This window comes from Streptomyces sp. NPDC031426, from assembly GCF_055581585.1.
This window is the reverse complement of the sequence record NZ_JBVIJE010000005.1, coordinates 487,554-508,996: the sequence shown is the minus strand read 5'-3', so window position 1 is coordinate 508,996 and position 21,443 is coordinate 487,554. Positions and strand designations below refer to the sequence as shown.

The window sequence follows — 21,443 nt, the reverse complement described above, 5'->3', positions numbered from 1 at the left end:
TCTGACGTACCGTCAGATATCTCGGCAGGGAGGGGCGATGTCCCGCACACGCACGCCCGTGGTCGACGGATGGTTCGTCGGCACAGGTGACGATTTCAGGCTTCTGGGCACCCGTTGCGCGGCATGCGCCTCGGTGTTCTTTCCCCGCGAGGACTCCCACTGCCGAAATCCCGGCTGTCCCGGCGGAGATCTCGAGGAGGCGCCGCTGTCGCGACGAGGGCGCGTCTGGTCGTACACGGACAGCCGGTACCGACCGCCGTCACCCTATGTGAGCAATCAGGAACTTCCGTGGGAGCCGTACGCGTTGATCGCGGTGGAGCTGGAAGCCGAGCGGATCGTGGTGCTGGGACAGGCGGCTCCCGGGGTCACCGTCGCCGATCTGACGGTGGGCATGGAGGTGGAGGTCGTCCCCGGAGTGCTCCACGAGGACGCGGAGACGACCTGGGCGACCTGGCACTGGCGGCCGACGGGGGTGAGGGCGTGACCACGGACGTGGCGGTGCTCGGCGCGGGCATGCACCCGTGGGGCAAGTGGGGCCGCTCCTTCGTGGAGTACGGGACGGCGGCGGCCCGCGCGGCGCTCGCGGACGCCGGTGTCGACTGGCGCGAGGTCGGCTCGGTCGTCGGCGCCGACACGGTGCGGGGCGGGTATCCCGGGTATGTGGCGGGAGCGACCTTCGCCAGGGCCCTGGGCTGGCAGGGGGCCAGAGTCGCCAGTGTGTACGCGGCGTGCGCCTCCGGGGCGCAGGCGATCGCCACGGCCCGGGCACAGATACTCGCCGGGCTCGCGGAGGTCGTCCTCGTGGTGGGGGCGGACGCGGCACCGAAGGGGTTCTTCCGGCCGGCGGGCGGCGAGCGGCCGGACGATCCGGACTGGCTGCGCTTCCGGGTCCTGGGAGCCACCAATCCGGCGTACTTCGGGCTCTACGCGCGGCGGCGCATCGCGGTGCACGGGGACACACCGGAGGACTTCGCCCTGGTCAAGGTGAAGAACGCCGCGATGGGCGCGCTCAACCCGTACGCCCGCTACCGCAAGCGGGTCACCGCCGAGGAGGTCGCCGCGTCCGCGGTGGTCGCCGATCCGCTGCGGCTGCTCGACATCTGTGCCACCTCCGACGGCGGAGCGGCCCTGGTGCTCTCCAGCATGGAGTTCGCGCACCGGCACGGGGCGCCCCGGCCGGTGCGGATCCGGGCGGTGTCGACGGTGACCCCGCGCTTCCCGAACACGGTGCTGGACCTGCCGGACATCGCCACGGACTCCACCGTGGCGGTGGGCGCCCCCGAGGAGACCTTCCGGGCCTCCATCGCCCGGGCCGCCTACGAGGAGGCCGGCGTCGGCCCCGGCGACCTGTCCCTGGCCGAGGTCTACGACCTGTCCACCGCCCTGGAGCTGCAGTGGTACGAGGACCTGGGGCTGTGCGGCGAGGGCGAGGGCGCGAAGCTCCTGCGAGAGGGGGCGACGGCCCCGGGCGGCCGCACACCCGTCAACGCCAGTGGCGGGCTCGCCTCGTTCGGGGAGGCGGTGCCCGCCCAGGCCATCGCCCAGGTCTGCGAGCTGACCTGGCAGTTGAGAGGCACGGCGGGCGACCGGCAGATCGCCGGGGCGCGCGTGGGGATCTCCGCCAACCAGGGGCTCTTCGGGCACGGATCGTCGGTGATCGCGCTGAGATGACGGCGCGGGCCGTCACGGTGAGGCGATGGGTCGGGCAGGCGGTACGACACCAGAGGCCACAGAGGTTTTCCACGCTGTGTGATCACCCCGGAATCCTGCGTGAACGTCTCATGAACTGCGCCTGGGCGCACGCGGGCAGCGCCATCATGCTCCCGTGCACTCCTGGACGGATACTCTCCGCTTCGCCTTCCAGCCGGTGGTCAACCTGAGGACGGGCGCGGTCACCGCACTGGAGACACTCGCCCGCCCGGAGACCGGTGACATCCTGGCCGAGGCCCGCCGAGACCCCGAACTCGACGGCAGACTGACGGTGTTGGCGCTCCGCGCCGCGACACACAAGGAAACCCTGCTGCCGCTGCACCTGAACGTGTTCGCGGCCACCCTCGCCGACCTCGGCGGCCTCACGCCGCTGCACGACGCCGTGCGCGCGGCCGGGCGCCTGCCGTGGGAGGTGACGCTGGACGTGGTCCCGCCCTACACGCACGTGCCGCAACGGGCTCTGCTGGAGGCGGTGGCCGCGCTGCGCGAGCAGGGCTTCCGGATCAGCGCGGACGGCATCGGGGACGGCGACGTACCGCTCCGGCTGCTCACCGACCTCTCCCCCGACCTGGTCAAACTCGACGCCTCGCTGCTGGCCCGTCCGGCCGCGGTGCGGGCCATGCGGACCCTGTGCGAGGAACTGGGTGCCCTGGTCGCGGTGGAGGGCGTGGAGACCGAATCGCAGTACGCGGCGGCGCTGTCGGCCGGGGCGCAGCTGGGCCAGGGCGAGCTGTTCGCGCCGCCGGCCCGGATCCCCGCCGCGGACGTATACGTTCCGCCCCGCTCCCCCGGCACCGTCGGTGTGCCCCGCTCCGGGCCGTCGGTGCGGGAGTTCGTGCGCCCGGCCGCCGTACTGCCGGTGACCGCCTCGGCGGGGCAGGTGCGGGCGCTGCTGACCGGATCGCCGGACGTGTCCGGTGTGCTGCTGGTGGACCAGGCCGGCCGGCCCGTGCGTTCGGTGCACCGCTCACGCTTCCTGCTGTCGATGTCCGCCCGCTACGGGCACGCTCTGTACGCCGACCGGCCGGCCTTCAAGCTGGGGGACGCGCCCCGCACGGTCGGTGTCGACGCCACCGCCTGGGAGGTGCTGGACGTCGTCGCGATCGGCGGCCGGGACCGGACCTCCGACGATGTAGGGGTGGTCGACCGGTACGGCCGGTGCGTGGGCGTGGTGCGGCTCGCGGACCTGGTGCGGGCCCTGGCCGAGAGCCGGGTCGAGGAGGCCGCCGGGCTCAATCCGCTGACCCGGCTGCCCGGTTCGGACGCGATCACCAGCGAGGTGGACCGGTGGATCGCGGACGGCCGGACCTTCTCGCTCAGCTGGTTGGACATCGACCATTTCAAGCAGGTCAACGACGGTGCCGGCTTCGCCATGGGCGACGAGCTGATCCGGTCGGTCGGGCGCGCGCTGCAGCAGGCGGCCTCGGGGCACGCCCGCGTGGGGCACATCGGCGGGGACGACTTCCTGGTGCTGGCCGAGGAGGCGGCGCTCGACCCGCTCGTCAGGGCCGTGCTCGACACGCCCTGGTCGGCGGGAGACCGGCCGGTCACGCTCTCCCTGGCGACCGTGGTGTGCGCGCCGGGAACCGTCGGCGACCACCGGCAGGCCGCGGCCCAGCTCGCCCCGCTGAAGCAGGCGGCCAAGGCGCTGCGCGGCGCGAGCTGGGTGCTCGGACGGGCCGGACTGCCCGGTCACGAGGTCCGGCGCGGCACCGGGGCGGCACCGGCGCCGACCGGGTACGCCACCGTCGAGCCAGGCCGGTGAACATTCGTCCCGACTGGGTCCGTTGCGGCCCGGCGGCGGTGACCTGGGCGTCGAGTGCGTCGCGGGCACCGTCGCCGCCGGGCCGCAGTGCGAGTCGCCGTCACCGTCGGTGTCGGCAACCTTGACGCCCCCAGGGCGCCGGTGAACACTTCCCGGTGTCAGCCGACATCGCCGTACATTCTCGGCGTTATCAGGCGCGCTGCGCCACGGGTCCGTCCTGCTCCACTGCCCGTCCCTACCTGGCGATACGGCTACGACGGCACGCTCGTCACAAACGCCGGGCGGGGCGCGGGTCTGCCCGCCCACGGCTGAGACGCCAACGGAACGTTCCTGCACGGAGGGCCGGGGCTCACCGCCCCCTACCGGCGCCAAGGGAGCCGTCATGAGCAACGGAGACATCTTCGTCGGCGAGGTCATCGGCACCTCGATCCTGATCCTCTTCGGTGCCGGAGTCTGCGCCGCCGTCACTCTCAGATACTCCAAGGCGCGGGCCGCGGGCTGGGTCGTCATCGCGTTCGGCTGGGGCTTCGGCGTCCTCGCGGGCGCGTACACCGCCGCTCCGCTCTCCGGCGGCCAGCTCAATCCCGCGGTCACCCTCGGCATCGCCATCGACACCGGCAAGTGGGGCAAGGTCTGGGTGTATCTGCTGGGCCAGCTCGTCGGCGCGATGCTCGGAGCCGTACTGGCCTATCTGGTCTACCTCGCCCAGTTCCAGGCCAACATCCGCAAGGAGGGCACGACGGAGGGCACGGCCGGCGAACCGGTGCCCACACTCGGCATCTTCTCGACCATCCCGGAGATCCGGAACCCGGTCGCCAACCTCATCACCGAGATCATCGCGACCATCGCGCTCGTGCTGCCGATCCTCGCGTTCGGGCTGACGAAGGGGCTCGGCGAGTCCGGCACCACCGTGCTGATCGTCTCCCTGCTCGTCGTCGGCATCGGGCTCTCCCTCGGCGGGCCCACCGGCTACGCCATCAACCCGGCCCGCGACCTCGGGCCGCGCATCGTGCACACGTTCCTGCCGATCCCGAACAAGGGCACGTCGGACTGGGGTTACGCCTGGATACCGGTCGTCGGGCCCCTGATCGGCGGTGCACTCGCCGGCGTCATCTACAACGCGGCGTTCTGACCGCCCGTACCTCACTGCGCGAGCCGTACGCCACGTTCCGTACACCCAGCGACCCAGGGGACTGCCATGACGGACACCGCCGACACCTATGTCGCCGCCATCGACCAGGGCACCACGTCAAGCCGCTGCATCGTCTTCGACCACAGCGGCGCCATCGTCGCCGTCGACCAGCGCGAGCACCGCCAGATCTTCCCGAAGCCGGGCTGGGTGGAGCACGACGCCACCGAGATCTGGTCCAAGGTGCAGGCCGTGGTGGCCGGCGCACTCGCCAAGGCCGGGCTGCGCGCCGACCAGTTGAGCGCGCTCGGCATCACCAACCAGCGGGAGACGACCGTCCTGTGGGACCGCGCCACGGGCAAGCCCGTGCACAACGCGATCGTCTGGCAGGACACCCGCACCGCCGCCCTGTGCAGCGAACTGGGCGGCTCCGACGGCCAGGACCGCTTCCGTGAGCAGACCGGGCTGCCCCTGGCCAGCTACTTCTCCGGGCCCAAGGCGGCCTGGCTGCTGGACCACGTGCCCGGTCTCAGGGAGCGGGCCGAACGCGGCGAGATCGCCTTCGGGACGATCGACTCCTGGCTGATCTGGAACCTCACCGGCGGCATCGAGGGCGGCCGGCACGTCACCGACGTCACGAACGCCGGCCGCACCATGCTGATGAACCTGGAGACGCTCCAGTGGGATCCGGCCATCCTGTCGGCCATGAACGTGCCCGAGGCGGTGCTGCCCGAGATCAGGTCCTCCGCCGAGGTGTACGGCACGGCGGTCGGGCAGCTCGCCGGGGTGCCGGTGGCCTCCGCGCTGGGCGACCAGCAGGCCGCCGTCTTCGGGCAGGCCTGCTACGACGTGGGCACCGCCAAGAACACCTACGGCACCGGCAGTTTCCTGCTGCTGAACACCGGCACGCGGCCGGTGCCGTCCAAGAGCGGGCTGCTGACGACGATGGGCTACAAGATCGGCGGGGAGGCGCCGGTGTACTGCCTGGAGGGGTCCATCGCGATAACGGGCGCGCTGGTCCAGTGGTTCCGCGACCAGCTCGGGATCATCAGCACCGCCGACGACATCGAGACGCTGGCGGCGAGCGTCGAGGACAACGGCGGCGCCTACATCGTGCCCGCGTTCTCGGGCCTGTTCGCGCCCTACTGGCGCTCCGACGCGCGCGGTGTGGTCACCGGACTCACCCGGTACGTCACGAAGGCCCATCTCGCGCGCGCGGTGCTGGAGGCGACGAGCTGGCAGACCCGGGAGGTCGTGGACGCCATGTACCAGGACTCCGGGGTGCGGATCACCACCCTCAAGGTCGACGGCGGCATGACGAAGAACAACCTCCTCATGCAGCACCAGGCGGACGTCCTCGGCGTCCCGGTCAGCCGGCCCCGGGTGTCGGAGACGACCTGCCTGGGCGCCGCGTACGCGGCCGGCCTGGCGACGGGCGTGTGGAGCGACCTGGACGAGCTGAAGTCGCACTGGCAGCAGGACGCGGAGTGGACACCGGCGATGGAGCCGTCGGTACGCGACCGCGAGTACCGCAACTGGCGCAAGGCCGTGGAGAAGAGCTTCGGCTGGCTGGAGGAGGATGGCGCGTGACGGTGCCCGGCACGCGCGCGTGAGAGTTCATCCCTTGGCACGCGCGCGTGAGGGCTCCTTGTGCGGCACGCGCGTGTAAGGGCTCCTCACCGGACCACGGCCCGTACCCCGGTCGGCGGGGGTACGGGCCGTGCCCGTGGCTCAGCCGAGGGCGGCCTGGCGGCGGTCGGCCGCGTACTCCATCGCATGCCGGACGACTCCGATGAGTACCTCCTTGACCGATTCCCGCTCCCGCGCGTCACAGTGCAGGACGGGTACGCCGTCGTCCAGGTCGAGGGCCTGCCGGACCGCCTCGGCCGGGTAACGTGCCGCTCCCTCGAAGCAGTTGACGCCGACGAGAAAGGGGATGCCACGCCGCTCGAAGTAGTCGACGGCGGCGAAGCAGTCCTCGAGGCGCCGTGTGTCGGCGAGGACGACGGCGCCGAGCGCGCCCTCGGACAGCTCGTCCCACATGAACCAGAACCGTTCCTGCCCGGGAGTGCCGAAAAGGTACAGCACCAGGTCCTCGCGCAGGGTGATACGGCCGAAGTCCATGGCCACGGTGGTGGTGTGCTTGGCCTCCACACCACTGGTGTCGTCGACCGGGCGGCCGGCCTCGGTGAGCAGTTCCTCGGTGCGCAGCGGCCTGATCTCGCTGACCGCGCCGACCAGGGTGGTCTTGCCCACGCCGAAGCCGCCGGCCACCAGGATCTTGAGCGTGACGGGCTCGACCGGGGGCTTGCCGCGCTCAGAACGCCCGAGGATCATCGGATTCTTCTCCTGCTCGAGAGGTCTTGCCGGACGGGGTCACAGCGCCCGGAGGCCGTTGATCACATCGCGCAGAATGCTCTCGTCCGGCAGTTCGGCCGGTGGCACCGGGCGCGTGACATGGACGAGTTCCGCGTGCACCAGGTCGCCGATGAGCACCCGCACCACGCCGATCGGCAGGTCGAGGCCGGCGGCGAGTTCGGCGACCGACTGCGGTTCGCCGCGGCAGAGCCCGACGATCTCCACGTGCTCGGGCGACAGCGCCGGATCCGTTTCCGGGTCGCCCGCGCCGGATTCCGTGACGACCACCGCGATCAGATCGAGCCGGTGCTGGGCCGGACTCGTGGTACGGCCGCGTGTCATGGCGTACGGACGGACGACCGGTCCGGCCTCGTCGTCGAACCAGTGGCTTCTTTCCAGACCGTCTGCGCTCATGTCATCCCACTACCCGCCTGCGGGCAGATCGGTGCGCGGGGCGGTGCCCAGATGCACGCCGACCCGCTTGACCAGGAGCGTCATCTCGTAGGCGACCTGTCCGACGTCGGAGTCGGCGTCGGACAGGACGGCGAGGCAGCTGCCGTCCCCGGCGGCGGTGACGAACAGGAAGGCGTCGTCCAGCTCGACCACCGTCTGCCGGACGCCACCCGCGTCGAAGTGGCGGCCCACGCCCTTGGCGAGGCTGTGGAAGCCGGACGCGACGGCGGCCAGATGCTCGCCGTCCTCCCGGGTCAGATCCTTGGACACCCCCGTCGGGAGCCCGTCGCCGGACAGGACGACGGCCTTGCGGATGCTGGCGACCCGGTCGACCAGGTCGTCCAGGAGCCAGTTCAGCCCCCCGTTGTCGCTCGCCGTGTGGCCGGTCGCCTTCGGTGCGGTCATCGACCGTCCCCCTTAGTCGTTCCTTGTGCTGTGCCGGTCTGGTCTCCGTCGCCCCCTGCGTTCTCCTCCCGGCCGCGCCGCCAGCCGCGCTGCAGCGAGGCCATCCGGCTGCGGACCTCCTCGGCGTCGCGGTCGGCGGGCTGCGCCGCGCGCTCGGCGCGCCGGGCGGTGTTCTGCTTGAGCTGCGGGGCGAGGCTGGCCTGACGTACGCGCCGGGGCAGGGGCCCGGTGGCCGGCTCGTCGCCCGACGCTTCGGCGGCATGTCCGGGCGTGTGGCCGCTGGGGCCACTGGGACGGGACTCCTCACCGCCGCGCTCGCCCGGGTCGACGCGCTCGCCCGGTCCGGCGCCGGCCCGGCCCGTGGCGCCCGTGCCATCGGCGGCGGGCTCGGACGACCTGGTGCGCCGGGACAGAGCCGGGACGTCCGCCGCCGCGCCGGCGCCATCGGCGGAAGGCTCCGGCGGCCTGGCACGCCGGGGCAGAGCCGGGATGTCAGGCGCCCTGTCGATGTCGTCGGCGGCGGGCTCGGACGACCTGGTACGCCGGGACAGAGCCGGGACGTCGGCCGCCGCGCCGGCGCCATCGGCGGGGGTCGCACCGTATTGCTGGACTCGGTCGGTGAGTTCGGCGGGGGCCGCGTCGCGCTGCTGGAACCCGTCCCTGAGTTCGGCGGGAGCCACCTCGCGCTCCTGGAACCCGTCCCGGCGGGAGGCCGTGGTGCGCCGGCGGGAGGACAGCGGGGCCGGTCCGCCCGTCTCGGGGCGACGGGACGCGGCGAAGGGCAGCTGGTCCGGTTCGTCGCGGCGGGGGCGCTGCTCGGTGACGGGCCTGCCGTGCGAGCTGACCAGTTTGGGAGTCTGACGGCGCGGCAGCGGTACGGGTCCGCAGTCATCGGTCTCTCCGCGTGACGCGCGGTCGGCGGACGGGGAAGACGCCTCGTCGTCGGCGCGGGTGCGGGAGCGACGGGGCCGGAACAGTCCCCCGCGCTCACTGTCCTCGTCCCCCAGGACGCCGGGGAAGTCGTCGATGGCGTCGAGATCCACCGGCACCCCCAGCTCGACCGGGCCGTCCAGTAGTGAGGTGGGCACGCCGGGCAGCTGCGCCGGTGCCGCGGACCGTCCGGTGCCGCGGCCCGCCTGCCCGATCCCCTTCGCCGGGCGGTCCCGGTCGAGACGGAAGCCGAGGCCGTTGGTGTCCGGTACGTCGTCGCTGAGCAGTGCGTCGGGGATGAAGACGACCGCGGTGGTGCCGCCGTAGGGCGACGGCTGGAGCGAGACCCGTACGTTCTGCCGCTGGGCGAGGCGGCTGACCACGAACAGGCCGAGCCGGTCGGTGTCGGACAGTTCGAACTCGGGGGTCTCGGCGAGGCGCAGGTTGGCGTCCAGCAGCGCCTCGGCCGTCATGCCGAGACCCCGGTCGTGGATCTCCAGCGTGAAGCCGTTGGCCACCCGCTCGCCGAGGACCTGGACGGCGGTGTGCGGGGGCGAGAAGACCGTGGCGTTCTCCAGGAGTTCGGCCGCGAGGTGGGTGAGGTCGGCGACGGCCGGGCCGGTGACGGCCACCCGCGGCAGCCGCCGTACCTCGATGCGTTCGTAGTCCTCGACCTCGGCGACGGCGGCGCGTACGACGTCCATCAGCTGAACCGGGCGGCGCCACTGCCGGGAGGGGGCGGCGCCGGAGAGGATCACCAGACCCTCGGCGTGCCGGCGCATACGGGTGGTGAGGTGGTCCAGGCGGAAGAGGTCGGCGAGTTCGTCGGTGTCCTCGGTGCGGCGTTCCATGGTGTCGAGGAGCGTGAGCTGCTTGTGCAGGAGCACCTGGCTGCGGCGGGCGAGGTTGACGAAGACCTCGGAGACTCCGGAGCGCAGTTCGGCCTGTTTGACGGCGGCCTCGACGGCGGCCCGCTGCAGGGTGTTGAGGGCCTGGCCGACCTCGCCCATCTCGTTCTTGTCGTACTCCAGGCGCGGCACCTCGGTCTCGACGTCGACCTGCTCACCCACGGACAGCCGGCGCATCACGCTGGGCAGCCGCACCCCGGAGGCCTCGTGCGCCTCCAGCCGCAACTGGCGCAGGTCACGGATGAGCCCGCGGCCGATCCGGACCGACAGGAAGACGGAGAACACCAGCGCGACCAGGCCGAGCAGGCCCGCGACGGCCGCCTGCAGGATCACGCGCATGGCCACCGGATGGGTACGGTCCTGGAGGCGGTCGCCGACCTGGTCGTCGAGGGTGCCGAGTGCGTCCAGGACGCTCGCCGCCGCGGAGTCCCAGCTCTGCGCGGTGAGGCCGCGGGGCGTGCCGGAGTCCGTGCCGATGACGGTCTGTTCGGCCGTGCGCAGCGGGGCGGTGGTGGCGTCCTTCCAGAAGCGTTCGTAGCGTTCGCGGTCGGCGGCCGGCAGCAGCGGCAGGCTGACGTCGTACAGGACGCTGCGCTGGGCGGCGAGGGCGGAGATGTCGCGGGTCTCGTCGCGGGTGAGCCGCCCGACGACGAGGGAGGAGCCGAGCAGGGCGTCCTCGCGGGAGAGCAGTTCACGGGCGCGGCTGACGTTGACCAGCGCGCGTTCCTGCGTGTCCAGATCGACGTTGTCGATGCCTTCGAGGGCGGCGAACAGCGTGAAGCAGGGGTCGACCAGGCGGTTGTAGAGGCCGAAGGCCTGAGCGCGGGTGACCGTGCGCTGCTCGACGTCACGGCGCAGGGAGCCGAGGCCGTCGAAGGCGTCGAGGACTGCGGTGAGGCGTTCGCTGTCGTCCGCGTCCATGTTGTCGACGACGTCGTGGTCGCCGGCGTTCTTGCGGATCGTGGCGATCGCCCGGTCGGTTGCGGCGCGGGTGCGCTGCAGCGCGGACAGGCTGTCGGCGGCTCTCGGATCGGCGAGGTAGACGAGGGCCTGGCGGCGCTCCTGCTGCAGTACGCGGACGGTGTCCTCGGCGGGATAGCCGATGTCCTGCTTGACGTCCGTCACCTGGAACAGGCGGGCGACCTCGCGCCCGGTGAGTACCGTTGCGAAGCCCCAGATGGCGGTCAGGGACACCAGCGGCACGAGAAGCAGCGCCACGATCTTCCGGCGGATCGACTTCCCGCGAAAGCGCATGGCCTCCCCCAGCTCGACCCCCGCCGGTCGGGGGTGCACATGTCCGTCAACAAACGGCGCGAGCCTACTACCGCCTCACAGTTAACTCGAAGACATGTCCGGAGGGTGAACTTCCGTTCTCGCGGCGAGAGATGGCGAGTTGTCCGGTCATTGCGGGAGATTGCCACCGCGATCCCACGGTCGCGCCCGGCCGGACGGAGCTGCCTTGACCGGGCGGTTGGCTGGTTTTCTTCCCCCGTCGGGAATCTTCGGGCGGGATCGTTCGTCCTTCTGTACGGGAAATGGGGGCGGAATGGGCCACAGGTGCCGCATCCCGCATCCCGGCGGCGTAAAACAGCGCAAGCCGGGCAGCCACTGGGGAGCCGGAGTCTTGTGACACCGGGGCGAGCGGTCTGCTGGCGGTGGGGAGTGACGCGGGTGATGGGCACGACGGAGTGGCGCGAAGCGCCCGAGAAGAACGTGGCGGGGCGCCCGGCGGCCCGGCGGGGCCCGGAGGCACCGGATCGCGACATTCCGGCGCAGGGGCGCGCCAAGGAGTCCACCGGCGGACGGCAGCGGTACTCCCGGCCGTTGTGGGTCGAGGAACCCGCCAGACGCCATCCGATGCCGGATCCGGTGCGTACGGCGGCGGTGCGGGCGCTGCTGATCATCGCGGTGACGCTGATCCAGGCGATGGTGGCGTTCCTGTGCACGCTGGCCGAGTCCTGGCTGGCTTTCCCCATGGTGATCAGCAGTGTGGCGAGCACGGTGGTGGCCACCTGGGCCGTGGTCGACGTATGGGTGACCCGCCAGGTGTGGAACCAGCGGTACGGCGTGGTCTCGGAGCCGAGCAGCACGGCCCGGGCACTGCGCCGTGAGCGGCGCGCCCGCCGGCGCGCGGAGCGCGCGGCCCTGCGCGAGCAGGACCGCATACGCCGCCGGGGCACCGGGCAGCTGTCCCACCTGTGATGCCGCGCCCCTGAGTTCCCCGCGGCCGGCTGCTACGGCGTGTTCGACACCGGCTTCCTGAACATCCGCGTCGCCGTGATCTCGCTGTGCACCGCCTCCCCGGCCTGCGGCTGCTGGGGCAGTCCGGGCCGGAGGTGTTCCTCCACGCTGATGTACTTCAGGCCGGCCCTGAGGTCGGCGTCATTGCGCAGGCGGATGACCAGCGGGAACTCGGCCAGGGCGGTCGTGTCGAACAGGCCGGTGGTGTACAGCAGCTGCACACCGAGCGCGTCCGACACGGCCCGCTGCAGCTCCAGCAGGTAGGTGGCGTTGGCACGGCCGATCGGATTGTCCAGGAACAGCGTGCCGGCGTGCCGCTGCTTGTCCCGGCCCCGGTCGTTGCTTCGCAGCGCGGCCATCGTGCAGTACAGGGCGATCGCCGCGGTGAGCAGCTGACCGCCGGAGAAGACATCGCCCATCTGCCCCACGGGTACGCGCTCGGCGCGCAGTACGGCGTCGGGCTTGAGGATCTCGACGGCCACGCCCTTCGGCTGAAGTGCGGCCGCGACTCCCCGCAGCAGCAGCGACATGCCGTCCCGGCGCAGGTCGGAGTTCTTCTTCACGGCCGCGCGTGTGGCGTCGTCGATGACCTCGCCGAGCCGTTCGGTGAGCGTGGCCTGGTCGGGCTCCTCGAAGCGGATGCGCAGGAACTCCTGGCCGGACCACTCGCCGAGTCCCTCGGGCAGCCGGGACAGCCGCTGGGCCGACCTCAGGGTGGCGAGGGCCGACTCCACCAGGCCCCTCAGACGGTCCACGATCGAGTCGCGGTTGCGCTCCAGCTGGGCCAGCTCGTCGGTCAGGACGCGCAGCCGGGGCGCGAACGCGTCCGCCCACTTCTGCGCGTGCTCCGGCAGTGCGGACGCGGGCAGTTCGCGGATCTGCTGCCGGGCGGGGGTGCGGACCTGCTCGTAGCGCGTGGAGTTGGCGTGCCGGACGAGGACGTCGCTCGCCTCGCGCACGGCCGCCTCGGCGGCGGACAGGTCGGCGGCGCAGCCCCGCAGCGAGCGGCGGGCCTCGGCCGCGGAGTGCCGGGCCTCCTCCAGGCTGCCGGGGTACGGCTCCGGCTCCTCCGGTTCCTCCTCGGGGGCGTGTTCGCGCAGCAGGTCGCGGAGCATCGCGGCGGTCTCGTCGAAGCCGCCGGCCGCGTCCTCGGCGGCCCGGTGGGCCTCCAGCAGCTCCGCGTGTGCGTCACGGGACTCGGCCAGCGCCCCGGTGCGGGCGGCGAGCTCGCCCGTCGCGGTGCGCAGCAGCGCCTGGGCGTGTTCGGCGTCCCGCGGGACGAGTTCCTCGGGCAGCTCGGTGTGCGCCTCACCGTCCTCGGGGGCGTGCCGCTCGGCCTCGCCGCGCAGCCGGCCGAGCTGCTCGCTCGCGGTGGACATGCGGGTCTCCAGGAGCTGCACCAGCTCCTCCGCGCGGGCGGCGGCGGCCTGCCGGGAGGGTCCGTCGGAGCCGTCCGGCGACTGCAGCAGCTGCTCGGCGCGGGTGCGGACCTTGTTGCTGAGCCGGTCCAGCTCGGCGCGGGCGGCGCTCTCGTCGCTCTCCGCGCGGGCCTGCTCGGCGCGCAGGTCGGCACCGACGCCGACCTTCTCGTACACCTGCGAGGCGGCCCGGTAGGCCTCGCGGAGGGCAGGCAGGGACGCCCTGGGGGCGTCCGCGTCCTCGGCCGGTACGTCGTCGGGGGCGCCGGCGATCTCGGAACGCTCGGCGCGCAGGGCTCGTGCGGTGCGGCGGGCGTCGTCGGCGGCGCGCTGGGCCGCGCGGCGGTCCTCGTCGGCGGCACGGGCGCGCTCCAGGCAGGCCTGGGCCCGGGCCTCGGACTCGGCGGCCTCGTCGGCGAGTTCGCGGAGTTTCACCTGCCAGCCGGCGCGCTCGCGGAGCCGGTAGGCCAGGCCGGCGAGGGCGTCGGCGGCGCGACGGGCCTTCTGCGCGGCCTCCTGCCGCTCGTCGCGGACCTGCGCGGCCTCGGCGGCGGCCTCGTCGGCCTCCGCGCGCGCCGTGCGGGCCTCGGCCAGCTCGGCCTCGGCCTCCTCGGCGAACTCACGGGTCTCCTGAGCGGCCTGAGCCAGTTCAAAGAGGCGTCCGGCGGGGCAGCCGGTGCGCCAGGAGGCGAGCCTGGCGGCCAGTTCGCGGTCCTTGCCGAGGCGGGCGGCGAGCGTGCGGATCTCCTCGTCCCGCTCGCCGGCCCGCGCCCGCAGTGCCTGCCGCTCCTCGTCGGCGGCGTGTTCGTCGTGCATGGCCGGGTTCGGCGGCACGAGGAAGACGTCCCGGGAGGCGGCGCTGTCGGCGGGCGGCGGGGCGAGCAGGGCGGCGGCCGTGCCGACGGCGACGGCGGAGCGGGGCAGCAGGGCGGCGTCGCCGAGCGCCTCGCGGGCACGCGCGTGCGTGTCGGGGTCGGTGATGATCACGCCGTCGACCAGTTCCGGGCGGGCGGCGAGCACGCGCGCGTGGTCGGCGGGGTCGACGGCCTGGGCGAGATAGCGCCAGCCGGGCAGCGCCGGGATGCCGTGCTCGCCGAGGAACTCCACCGTGGCCAGGACGTCCGGGCCGGGCGGCAGCAGTCCGCCGTCACCGAGCGCGCCGAGGATCCGGGAGTCGTCGGCGGCGGCGGTGCGCAGCTCGAAGAGGTGCCGTTCGGCGGTCGAGACGGCATCGTCGAGGAGTTCGCGCAGTTCGTCGGCGAAACGGTCGAGTTCCTCGGGGGTGAGGGGGCCTTCGGCCGGGGGCCGGCCGAGCGGGGCCGTCCCGGCTTCGGAACGGGCACCGGACGCGCCTGCGCCGGACGTTGCCGGGCCGGCCCCGCCGCCGGGGTTGTCGTCGGCTCCGGTCCGGGGTCCGGGCACGTCGGCCCGGCCCGGCCCGGGCGCACCCGGCAGGCTGAGCAGTTCCGCCAGCCGCTCCTCGGCGGCCAGGGACTCGGCGAGGCGCCGCTCGGCCTCGTAGGACCGCTCGGCCGCCGTCGCGGCGTCCGCCGCGCGGGCGGCGGTCAGTTCCGCTCGGGACTCGGCGGCGGCCGCCTCGCGCGCGTGCTCGGTGACCTTGCGGGCGGCCTCGCGGGCCGCGTCCCAGGCGGCGACGGCACTCTTCTCGGCGTCGCTGGCGGCGAGCGCGGCCCGCGCCGGGTCGGCGTCCGGGGCGCTGTCGTCGAGCCAGCCCGCCCGGACGGCCTCGGCGGTCTCCTGCTCGACCTCGGCGAGGCGCTGGCGAAGATGCCCGGCCTCGCTGCGGGCGCGCTGTGCCTCGGTCGCGGCGGTGGTCGAGTCGCGGTAGGCGCAGTCGCCGACCTCCTGGAGGGCGGCGGAGCGCTCCTCCTCCTCGTTGGCGAGGGTCTCGGCGCTATTGGCGGCCGCGTGCAGGGCCCGTACGAGGTCCACGGCGGCCTTGGCACGTGCGGCGAGCGCGGGCGCGGCGTCCCGCTCCGCCTCCTGGATGGCCGCGGACACACGCGCCGCGCGGTCGGCGGCGGCGCGGTGGCGCAGCACGGCCTCGGCGGCCTGCCAGGCGGAGTGCAGGGTGCGGGCGTCGGCCAGCTCGCGCTTCTGGGCGGCGGCGGACTTCTCGGCGGCGGCGAGGGCCAGCGAGGCGTGCCGGTAGGCGAGTTCCGCCGCGATCAGCGCGCTGCGCTCGCGGGCGCCCTCGGAGTGGGTGACGGCGTAGGCGGCGGCCGTGACCCGCTGGGCGAGGTCGGCGGCGCGCACCCGCTCCTGCACCGCCCGTGCGGACAGCCGCCGGGCGAGGGTGCGGGTACGGCGTTCGGCGCCCGCGTGGATGTCACGCGCGCGTGAGCGGGCCTCGGCGGCCTCGACGATCCGCCCGAGCAGGTCGACCGACCCGGCGGTGAAGTCCCGTTCGGCGATCAGCTCGGCGCGCCGGCCGAGCTTGTTGCCGAAGCCGCTGACGAGGTCGGCGAGGCCGTCGGTGTCACGCGTGTCGGTGACGGCGCGCAGCAGCAGGTCGGTGAAGTCGGAGTCCTTCTTGACCGCGAAGAGCCCTGCGGCCTCGCCCTCGTCGGCGTTCATCTCCCGCTGGTAGCGGAAGAGTTCGGGGTCGAGGCCGAGGTCGCCGAGGTGCTCGATCCAGCGGTCGTGGATCTCCTCCCAGTGCACCTCCAGGTGCGGGTAGGCCTTGCCGGCCTCCGTGAGGGCGTCGCGGAAGCCCTTCATGGTGCGGCGCCGGCCCTGGGCGCCCGAGGTGCCCTCCACGGGCGGCCGTACGGCGGTGGACTCGGCGACGGGCAGGTTGTCCAGGCTCAGTCCGGGGCCGGGCCGGAAGGAGTACCAGGCCTCGGCGAACTTGCGCGGGTCGTTGGACACCTGCCGGCCGCGCCACTCGCTCACCTTGCCGACGACGACGCACTCGCCGGTCTGCACATGCTGCCACTCCAGCGCCACGTGCCCGCAGTCGTCGGCGAGGAGGAACTTGCGCAGCACACCGGAGCTGGCGCCACCGAGGGTGTTGCGGTGGCCCGGGAGCATCACCGAGAAGATCAGCTTGAGCAGGACGGACTTGCCGCCGCCGTTCTCCAGGAAGAGCACGCCGGCGGGCGCGGGCCGGCGCGGCGGGCCGGACGGCTCCTCCTCGAAGAACTCCGCCTGTGTGGGCGCCGGGTCGGGCACGGGCTCGCCGACGCCCCGCAGGTCAAGCACGGTGTCGGCGTAGCGCGCACCGGCGGGACCGATGGAGTAGAGGCGGACCCGGGACAGCTCGTACATGGCGGACTCTCGTAAGTCTGGTGAAAGGTGCGGTGGTTCAGGAAAGGTGCGGGCTCGGCGGCCGGCCCTCAGGAGTGGAAGGGCAGCCCGGCGTCGGCCACCAGCTCCAGGTCCTCGGTGTTCTCGGCGGGCAGCAGGCTGGCCGTGCCGTCGGTCACCGGTACGACGCCCAGCTCCAGCAGTTCGGCCATGGCGGCGCTGCCGGCCATGTCGCGGACCTGGAGCTGGTAGCGGGCCGTGGTGCGGTAGGTGCCGCCGCCGTCGTCGCCGGTGCGCTGCAGGAAGCCCGAGTCGGTGAGGAAGGCGAGGGCCTTGGCCACGATGCCAGTGGTGGAGGCGGCCGGGCGGCGGGCGTCCTTGGTGGCGCCGGTGGCGCTGCGTCTGGCCCAGATGCGCCAGGCGGCCTCGAGGCCGGGCGCGTCGGTCGCCGGGTCGGTGTTCTCGCCCAGTTCCTCGGCCCGCTCCTCCAGGCGCCGGCAGGCCTGCCGTACGAAGGCGTCGACGCCGTTGACGGTGACGCGGCCGATGTAGCTGTCGTCGGCCAGGTCCTCCGGGCGCGGGAAGGCCAATGCCGCGACGGCGAGATGGGCGAGCCCGTGCAGGAAGCGGTCGCCGGAGTCGGCGGCGGTGCGACGCGCGTAGTCGCCCATGCGGACGGCGAACACCGAGTCCTCGGCGGCCGTGACGGCCATGCCCGCGCGCGGGGACACCTCCAGTACGACGAGGCCCAGGCCGGCGGCGACGGCGTCGGCGAGCCGCGCGAACGCCGGGTCTTCGCGGTACCGGCGCAGCAGCTCCGTGTACTCCTGGTCCCGCGCGGGCTGCAGCTTGGGCTGCAGCCCGAAGGCGACGAGCCGCGCCGCGTCGGCGGCGTCGGCGGGGGTGACGGCGGCGGGCGCCGACGGTGCCGACGACTCCGCCTCACTCCACTCGACGTGCTCGCTCACGGTTGGGGCTCCTTGTCGTGCTGTCGCTGACTCATGCTGCTTCCGTCCGGTCCGCCGCCATCCCGGCCGCGTCCAGCAGGGCGGTTCCCACGATCAGGTCCGCCCCGCCGAACTCGGGATCGTCCAGCTCCGTCCCGTCGTCCACGGCGAACAGCAGCTTCTCCTCGCCCTGCCGATACGCGGTACCGACAGCGGGACTGGCCGCATGAACCGCCAACAGGGCCACCAGATAGGCCAGATCGGGGTCTCCGGTGCGCCGGGCCTCGGACAGCAGCCCCGACAGCCTGCGCGGCGCGTCGGCCGGCAGGTCGAGCAGTTCCATCGCGGCGGCCAGCTGCTCCTCGCTGAACCGGCTGTCGTCCGGCGTGGCGATCAGGTCGGGTTCGGGCATCTCCGCGCCCAGGTGCTCCCGCTCGACGGGCGGCGTCAGCAGTATGTCGACGAGGTCCGCCGCCCGGACGGACACCGGCGTGCGCAAGCCCGTGCCGTGGGCGAAGAACTCGTCCGTGACCCGGATCGCCTGTTCCAGGGGCAGCGGTAGGAGCGGGGCGACGAGATGGCCGTACAGGTCGATCCCGGATGTCGTCGCCGGTGTGGCGAAGGCCTGCCGGTCCTGCTCGGCACGGAACAGCGGGCCGGCCTCCAGCAGCCGCGACTGGAGCTGGGTGTGCCGCCGGATGCAGTCCTTGACGATGTCCACCAGCTCGGCGGCGCGGCGCTTGTGCTCGGGCTCCTCGGTCTCGTCGCGGGCCTTGCGGATGTTGGTGAGGATCGCGTTCTCGTGGCGGTAGCGGTCGGCCACGTGGTCCAGGGCCTCGGCGATCATGTCGGGCACGGCGCTGAGCCAGTCGACCGCGCGGACGTTGCGCCGGGTGGCCTCCAGGGCGCGGCGCAGGGTCTCCGAGTACTGCACGGTGCGGTAGCGGGCCTGTTCGGCGGCGAGCTGGGCGTCGGCGAGCCGGCCGCGGCTGATCAGCACCTCCAGCTTGACCTCGGCGGCGATCTGGGCGCTGGTGACGTCGGTGTCGAGGGCGCCGACCAGGACGTTGACCGCCTCGTCCGTCGTGCGCAGGTACACCGTGCCGCCGGGGCCGGGGACCTCCTCGATCAGCTTGAAGTCGTAGTCCCGGCGGACGTACGTACCGTCCGGCGCGAAGGTGCCGTAGACCGCGCGGAAGCCGCGGTCTACGCTGCCGACGTTGATCAGGTTCTCCAGGACCCAGCGGGCCACGCGCTCGTGCTCGGCGGTCGGCCGGTGCGGGGCCTGGGCGGCGATGCGCGGGACGAGCCGGGCCACGATCTGCTCGTGGTCGGCGCCGGTGTCGAAGTCCATGTTGAGCGTGACCAGGTCGATGGCGGCGAGGGCCACCTCGGCCATGCCGTACACCGAGTACTCACCGGCCAGGTTGGCCTTGCGCGCGTCGAGGTCGTGCAGCGGCGCGGTGCAGGCGAGCGCGCGCAGCCGCCGCGCCAGTCCTTCGTCGGCGGCCGGGCCCAATGCGGGGCGCGGCCCCGCGCTGAGCTGGGGCGGAGCGCTGTCCGTCGATGCAGGCGAAGTCACGGTGCACAGACTAGGTCCTGGGTCTGACATCGACCCAAACGACAGGGTCCGCCGGTTTGTCGACAGGGTCGCGGGTCGTTACGGGGCGACCCGGCGCCGGTAGACCTCCACCATCCGCTCCAGCGAGTCCGCGAGGTACGTCTCCAGCTGCCGCTCCGCCTCGCTCTTCTCGCCGGCCTCCAGCGACTGCAGGATCTCGCGGTTGCGGGCGAGGTACGGCTCGTGCAGCCGGCGCGGGTCGTCGACCACGTGGAAGGCGAGCCGCAGCTCGGCGAAGACGCTGCGCATCAGTTCGTCGGTGCGTTCGCTGCCCGCGAGGGCGACCAGTTCCCGATGGAAGTGGATGTTGGCGGTGCCCAGCGCCGTCCAGTCGTTCTCCGCGGCCGCCCGTTCTCCTTCGGCGACCGCTGCGGCGACGCCCTCCAGCCGGTACGGCGGCTCGCCGAGCCCGCGCACGACGGCGCACTCGACCAGGGAGCGCGTGCGGTGGATGTCCTCGACGTCCTCGACGGTCAGGACCCGCACGAACACCCCGCGGTTGAGCTCGTGGACCAGCAGGCGTTCGTGTGTGAGCAGCCGGAACGCCTCGCGCAGGGTGTTGCGGGAGACCCCGAGCGCCCCGCCGATGCCGTCCTCCGACAGCCGGGTGCCGGGCGGGAAGTACCCGTCGGCGATGCGGCTCCGGAGGATGTCCGAGACCCGCTCCGCCGTGCTGGTACGCCCCAGGAGCGCACGGTCGTCGGCCAGTGCGGTCGGCTGCTCTGTCATGCCGGAATTCAATCGCACGGACCGGAACGAAACAACATGGGTATTGAGGGATCGTTGAACGATCCTCTACGGTCTCGGAGACGGCATTGCTCACATTCCCGAGGAGCCGGCATGACGCTGCCACCGCGTACCGAGGACCTCCCCGTCACAGCAGTCGACCAGCGCGCGCACGCGTGGAGTCCGGAAAGCGCCCGGGCCCGCTTCCGGGAGGGCCTCGCGGGTCCGACGGCCGGGGTCGCGGCGGGCCACACACAGGCCAACCTGATCTCGGTGCCGGCCGACTGGGCCTACGACATGCTGCTGTTCTGCCAGCGCAATCCCAAGCCGTGCCCGGTGCTGGACGTCACGGACGCGGGCTCCACGTCGACCGTTCTGGCCGAGGGCGCCGACCTGCGCACGGACGTGCCCCGCTACCGGGTGTGGAAGGACGGCGAACTGGTCGAGGAGCCCACCGATGTGCGTGCGCACTGGCGGGACGACCTGGTCTCGTTCCTGCTCGGCTGCAGCTTCACCTTCGAGTGGGCGCTCGCCCGGGCGGGCGTGCCGATCCGGCATGTCGAGCAGGGCCGCAACGTGTCGATGTACGTCACCACGCGCGCGTGCCGGCCGGCGGGCCGACTGCGGGGGCCCATGGTGGTGTCCATGCGGCCGGTGCCGCCTGAACACATCCGCGCCGCGATCCGGGAGAGCAGCCTGTTGCCGGCCGTGCACGGCGGTCCGGTGCACTGCGGCGACCCCGAAACCCTCGGTGTCCAGGACCTGGCCCGCCCCGACTTCGGCGATCCGGTGACCGTCGCGCCGGATGACATCCCGGTGTTCTGGGCCTGCGGAGTGACCCCGCAGGCGGCCGTGATGGCGTCCCGGCCGCCGTTCGCCATCACCCACGCCCCGGGCCAGATGTTCCTGACCGACGCCCGCGACGAGCAGTACCGGCTGGCCGGCATCGTCTGAGGCCGGTACGCCCGCGGTGGGGCCTGGACCTCGGCACGGACCAGGCCCCTCGGACATCCGGTCACCTTCCCGAAGGGCCCACCGACCGCCCGGAGTCACCCGGTGACAGCAGTCGTCCGCGCCGTTTGCGGCCTGGCGGCCGCGGGGGCGCGTCCGCGGCCGTGGCCCCTGGACGGGCCTCAAGGCCCCCTTCCCGGCCGGCCCTCCGCCCTGTCGGGCGCTACCCGGTGACCACGGTGGTCCGCCCCGGCTGCGCCCCCACGGCCGCACAGGGCGAACCGGGCGCCAGGGCCTCGCAGCCCGCATCCGCCACCGCGGCCGCGCGGCCCGGCGCCGACCCCGCCTCATGGGCCGCGCCCACCGCCGAGACCGCACGCACCGCACCAGCGCCCGGCGCTCCGGCCTCGCCGACCGCACGGACCGTCGAGGGCCTCACTTCACCGGCCACACGGACCATCGACGGACTCACCTCGCCGACCGCGTTGGCCATGGAAGGACCCACCTCGCCAGCCACACGGACCACCGACGGACCCACCTCACCGACCACGCTGACCATGGAAGGACTCACCTCGCCGACCGCGTTGGCCATGGAAGGACCCACCTCACCG

The 21,443-nt window shown here is 73.2% G+C and carries 15 protein-coding genes and 1 pseudogene; 7 read left to right on the top strand and 9 right to left on the bottom strand.

Annotated elements, in window-relative coordinates; genetic code table 11:
- Nucleotides 1–58 precede the first annotated feature (58 nt).
- The 5 genes from ACZ5NH_RS13110 to glpK all read left to right on the top strand — a co-directional run bounded on the left by ACZ5NH_RS13110 (nt 59) and on the right by glpK (nt 6,194).
- On the top strand, nt 59–484 hold the full coding sequence (locus ACZ5NH_RS13110; protein ID WP_468774905.1) for a Zn-ribbon domain-containing OB-fold protein: 426 nt from the start codon (nt 59–61) through the stop codon (nt 482–484).
- Nucleotides 481–1,671 (top strand): lipid-transfer protein, encoded by a 1,191-nt coding sequence (locus ACZ5NH_RS13105; protein ID WP_468774875.1) that lies wholly within the window; start codon nt 481–483, stop codon nt 1,669–1,671. The genes ACZ5NH_RS13110 and ACZ5NH_RS13105 overlap by 4 nt, the downstream gene beginning before the upstream one ends.
- Nucleotides 1,672–1,825: 154 nt before the next feature.
- Nucleotides 1,826–3,475, top strand: a complete 1,650-nt coding sequence (locus tag ACZ5NH_RS13100) for an EAL domain-containing protein (RefSeq protein WP_468774873.1) — start codon at nt 1,826–1,828, stop codon at nt 3,473–3,475.
- A gap of 382 nt (nt 3,476–3,857) precedes the next feature.
- Nucleotides 3,858–4,607, top strand: a complete 750-nt coding sequence (locus tag ACZ5NH_RS13095; RefSeq protein WP_468774871.1) for an MIP/aquaporin family protein — start codon at nt 3,858–3,860, stop codon at nt 4,605–4,607.
- 66 nt (nt 4,608–4,673) lie between these two features.
- A complete protein-coding gene (gene glpK / locus ACZ5NH_RS13090; RefSeq protein ID WP_468774869.1) occupies nt 4,674–6,194 on the top strand; it encodes a glycerol kinase GlpK in 1,521 nt (506 codons plus the stop codon).
- Nucleotides 6,195–6,335: 141 nt separating this feature from the next.
- Here glpK and ACZ5NH_RS13085 read toward each other — a convergent pair whose 3' ends face one another.
- From ACZ5NH_RS13085 to ACZ5NH_RS13070, 4 genes are read right to left on the bottom strand one after another with little or no spacing between them, the layout of a single operon-like run.
- Nucleotides 6,336–6,941 carry a GTP-binding protein gene (locus ACZ5NH_RS13085; RefSeq protein WP_450983252.1) on the bottom strand — a complete coding sequence of 202 codons (606 nt, stop codon included), beginning with the start codon at nt 6,939–6,941 and terminating at the stop codon, nt 6,336–6,338.
- A gap of 39 nt (nt 6,942–6,980) precedes the next feature.
- Nucleotides 6,981–7,376 carry a DUF742 domain-containing protein gene (locus ACZ5NH_RS13080; RefSeq protein WP_451556576.1) on the bottom strand — a complete coding sequence of 132 codons (396 nt, stop codon included), beginning with the start codon at nt 7,374–7,376 and terminating at the stop codon, nt 6,981–6,983.
- A gap of 9 nt (nt 7,377–7,385) precedes the next feature.
- The gene (locus ACZ5NH_RS13075; protein ID WP_468774866.1) at nt 7,386–7,820 is read right to left on the bottom strand and encodes a roadblock/LC7 domain-containing protein; all 435 of its coding nucleotides are present in this window, start codon (nt 7,818–7,820) and stop codon (nt 7,386–7,388) included.
- Complete coding sequence (locus ACZ5NH_RS13070) at nt 7,817–10,912, bottom strand: sensor histidine kinase (protein WP_468774864.1); 3,096 nt, start codon at nt 10,910–10,912, stop codon at nt 7,817–7,819. The genes ACZ5NH_RS13075 and ACZ5NH_RS13070 overlap by 4 nt, the downstream gene beginning before the upstream one ends.
- Before the next feature lie 420 nt (nt 10,913–11,332).
- Here ACZ5NH_RS13070 and ACZ5NH_RS13065 point away from each other — a divergent pair, with 420 nt between their 5' ends.
- The gene (locus ACZ5NH_RS13065) at nt 11,333–11,860 is read left to right on the top strand and encodes a hypothetical protein (protein WP_468774862.1); all 528 of its coding nucleotides are present in this window, start codon (nt 11,333–11,335) and stop codon (nt 11,858–11,860) included.
- A 32-nt stretch (nt 11,861–11,892) separates the two neighbouring features.
- Here ACZ5NH_RS13065 and ACZ5NH_RS13060 read toward each other — a convergent pair whose 3' ends face one another.
- The 4 genes from ACZ5NH_RS13060 to ACZ5NH_RS13045 all read right to left on the bottom strand — a co-directional run bounded on the left by ACZ5NH_RS13060 (nt 11,893) and on the right by ACZ5NH_RS13045 (nt 19,884).
- Nucleotides 11,893–16,608, bottom strand: a complete 4,716-nt coding sequence (locus ACZ5NH_RS13060) for a hypothetical protein (protein ID WP_468774860.1) — start codon at nt 16,606–16,608, stop codon at nt 11,893–11,895.
- Between the two features lie 68 nt (nt 16,609–16,676).
- Nucleotides 16,677–17,555: a hypothetical protein gene (locus tag ACZ5NH_RS13055; protein ID WP_468774858.1), complete on the bottom strand. Its 879-nt coding sequence runs from the start codon at nt 17,553–17,555 to the stop codon at nt 16,677–16,679.
- Between the two features lie 31 nt (nt 17,556–17,586).
- Nucleotides 17,587–19,116: a hypothetical protein gene (locus tag ACZ5NH_RS13050; protein ID WP_468774856.1), complete on the bottom strand. Its 1,530-nt coding sequence runs from the start codon at nt 19,114–19,116 to the stop codon at nt 17,587–17,589.
- 78 nt (nt 19,117–19,194) lie between these two features.
- A complete protein-coding gene (locus ACZ5NH_RS13045) occupies nt 19,195–19,884 on the bottom strand; it encodes a GntR family transcriptional regulator (RefSeq protein WP_388626025.1) in 690 nt (229 codons plus the stop codon).
- A gap of 111 nt (nt 19,885–19,995) precedes the next feature.
- On the opposite strand from ACZ5NH_RS13045, the gene ACZ5NH_RS13040 reads away from it, so the two are divergent.
- A complete protein-coding gene (locus ACZ5NH_RS13040) occupies nt 19,996–20,835 on the top strand; it encodes a putative hydro-lyase (protein ID WP_451557230.1) in 840 nt (279 codons plus the stop codon).
- Between the two features lie 220 nt (nt 20,836–21,055).
- On the opposite strand, the pseudogene ACZ5NH_RS13035 reads toward ACZ5NH_RS13040, so the two are convergent.
- A pseudogene (locus ACZ5NH_RS13035) lies at nt 21,056–21,443 on the bottom strand (hypothetical protein); the annotation flags it as partial.

Coding starts and splice junctions, on each gene's coding strand:
- ACZ5NH_RS13095 (WP_468774871.1), top strand. CDS start 3,858: ATGAGCAACGGAGACATCTTCGTCGGCGAGGTCATCGGCACCTCGATC.
- glpK (WP_468774869.1), top strand. CDS start 4,674: ATGACGGACACCGCCGACACCTATGTCGCCGCCATCGACCAGGGCACC.
- ACZ5NH_RS13085 (WP_450983252.1), bottom strand. CDS start 6,941: ATGATCCTCGGGCGTTCTGAGCGCGGCAAGCCCCCGGTCGAGCCCGTC.
- ACZ5NH_RS13080 (WP_451556576.1), bottom strand. CDS start 7,376: ATGAGCGCAGACGGTCTGGAAAGAAGCCACTGGTTCGACGACGAGGCC.
- ACZ5NH_RS13075 (WP_468774866.1), bottom strand. CDS start 7,820: ATGACCGCACCGAAGGCGACCGGCCACACGGCGAGCGACAACGGGGGG.
- ACZ5NH_RS13070 (WP_468774864.1), bottom strand. CDS start 10,912: ATGCGCTTTCGCGGGAAGTCGATCCGCCGGAAGATCGTGGCGCTGCTT.
- ACZ5NH_RS13065 (WP_468774862.1), top strand. CDS start 11,333: ATGGGCACGACGGAGTGGCGCGAAGCGCCCGAGAAGAACGTGGCGGGG.
- ACZ5NH_RS13060 (WP_468774860.1), bottom strand. CDS start 16,608: ATGTACGAGCTGTCCCGGGTCCGCCTCTACTCCATCGGTCCCGCCGGT.
- ACZ5NH_RS13045 (WP_388626025.1), bottom strand. CDS start 19,884: ATGACAGAGCAGCCGACCGCACTGGCCGACGACCGTGCGCTCCTGGGG.
- ACZ5NH_RS13040 (WP_451557230.1), top strand. CDS start 19,996: ATGACGCTGCCACCGCGTACCGAGGACCTCCCCGTCACAGCAGTCGAC.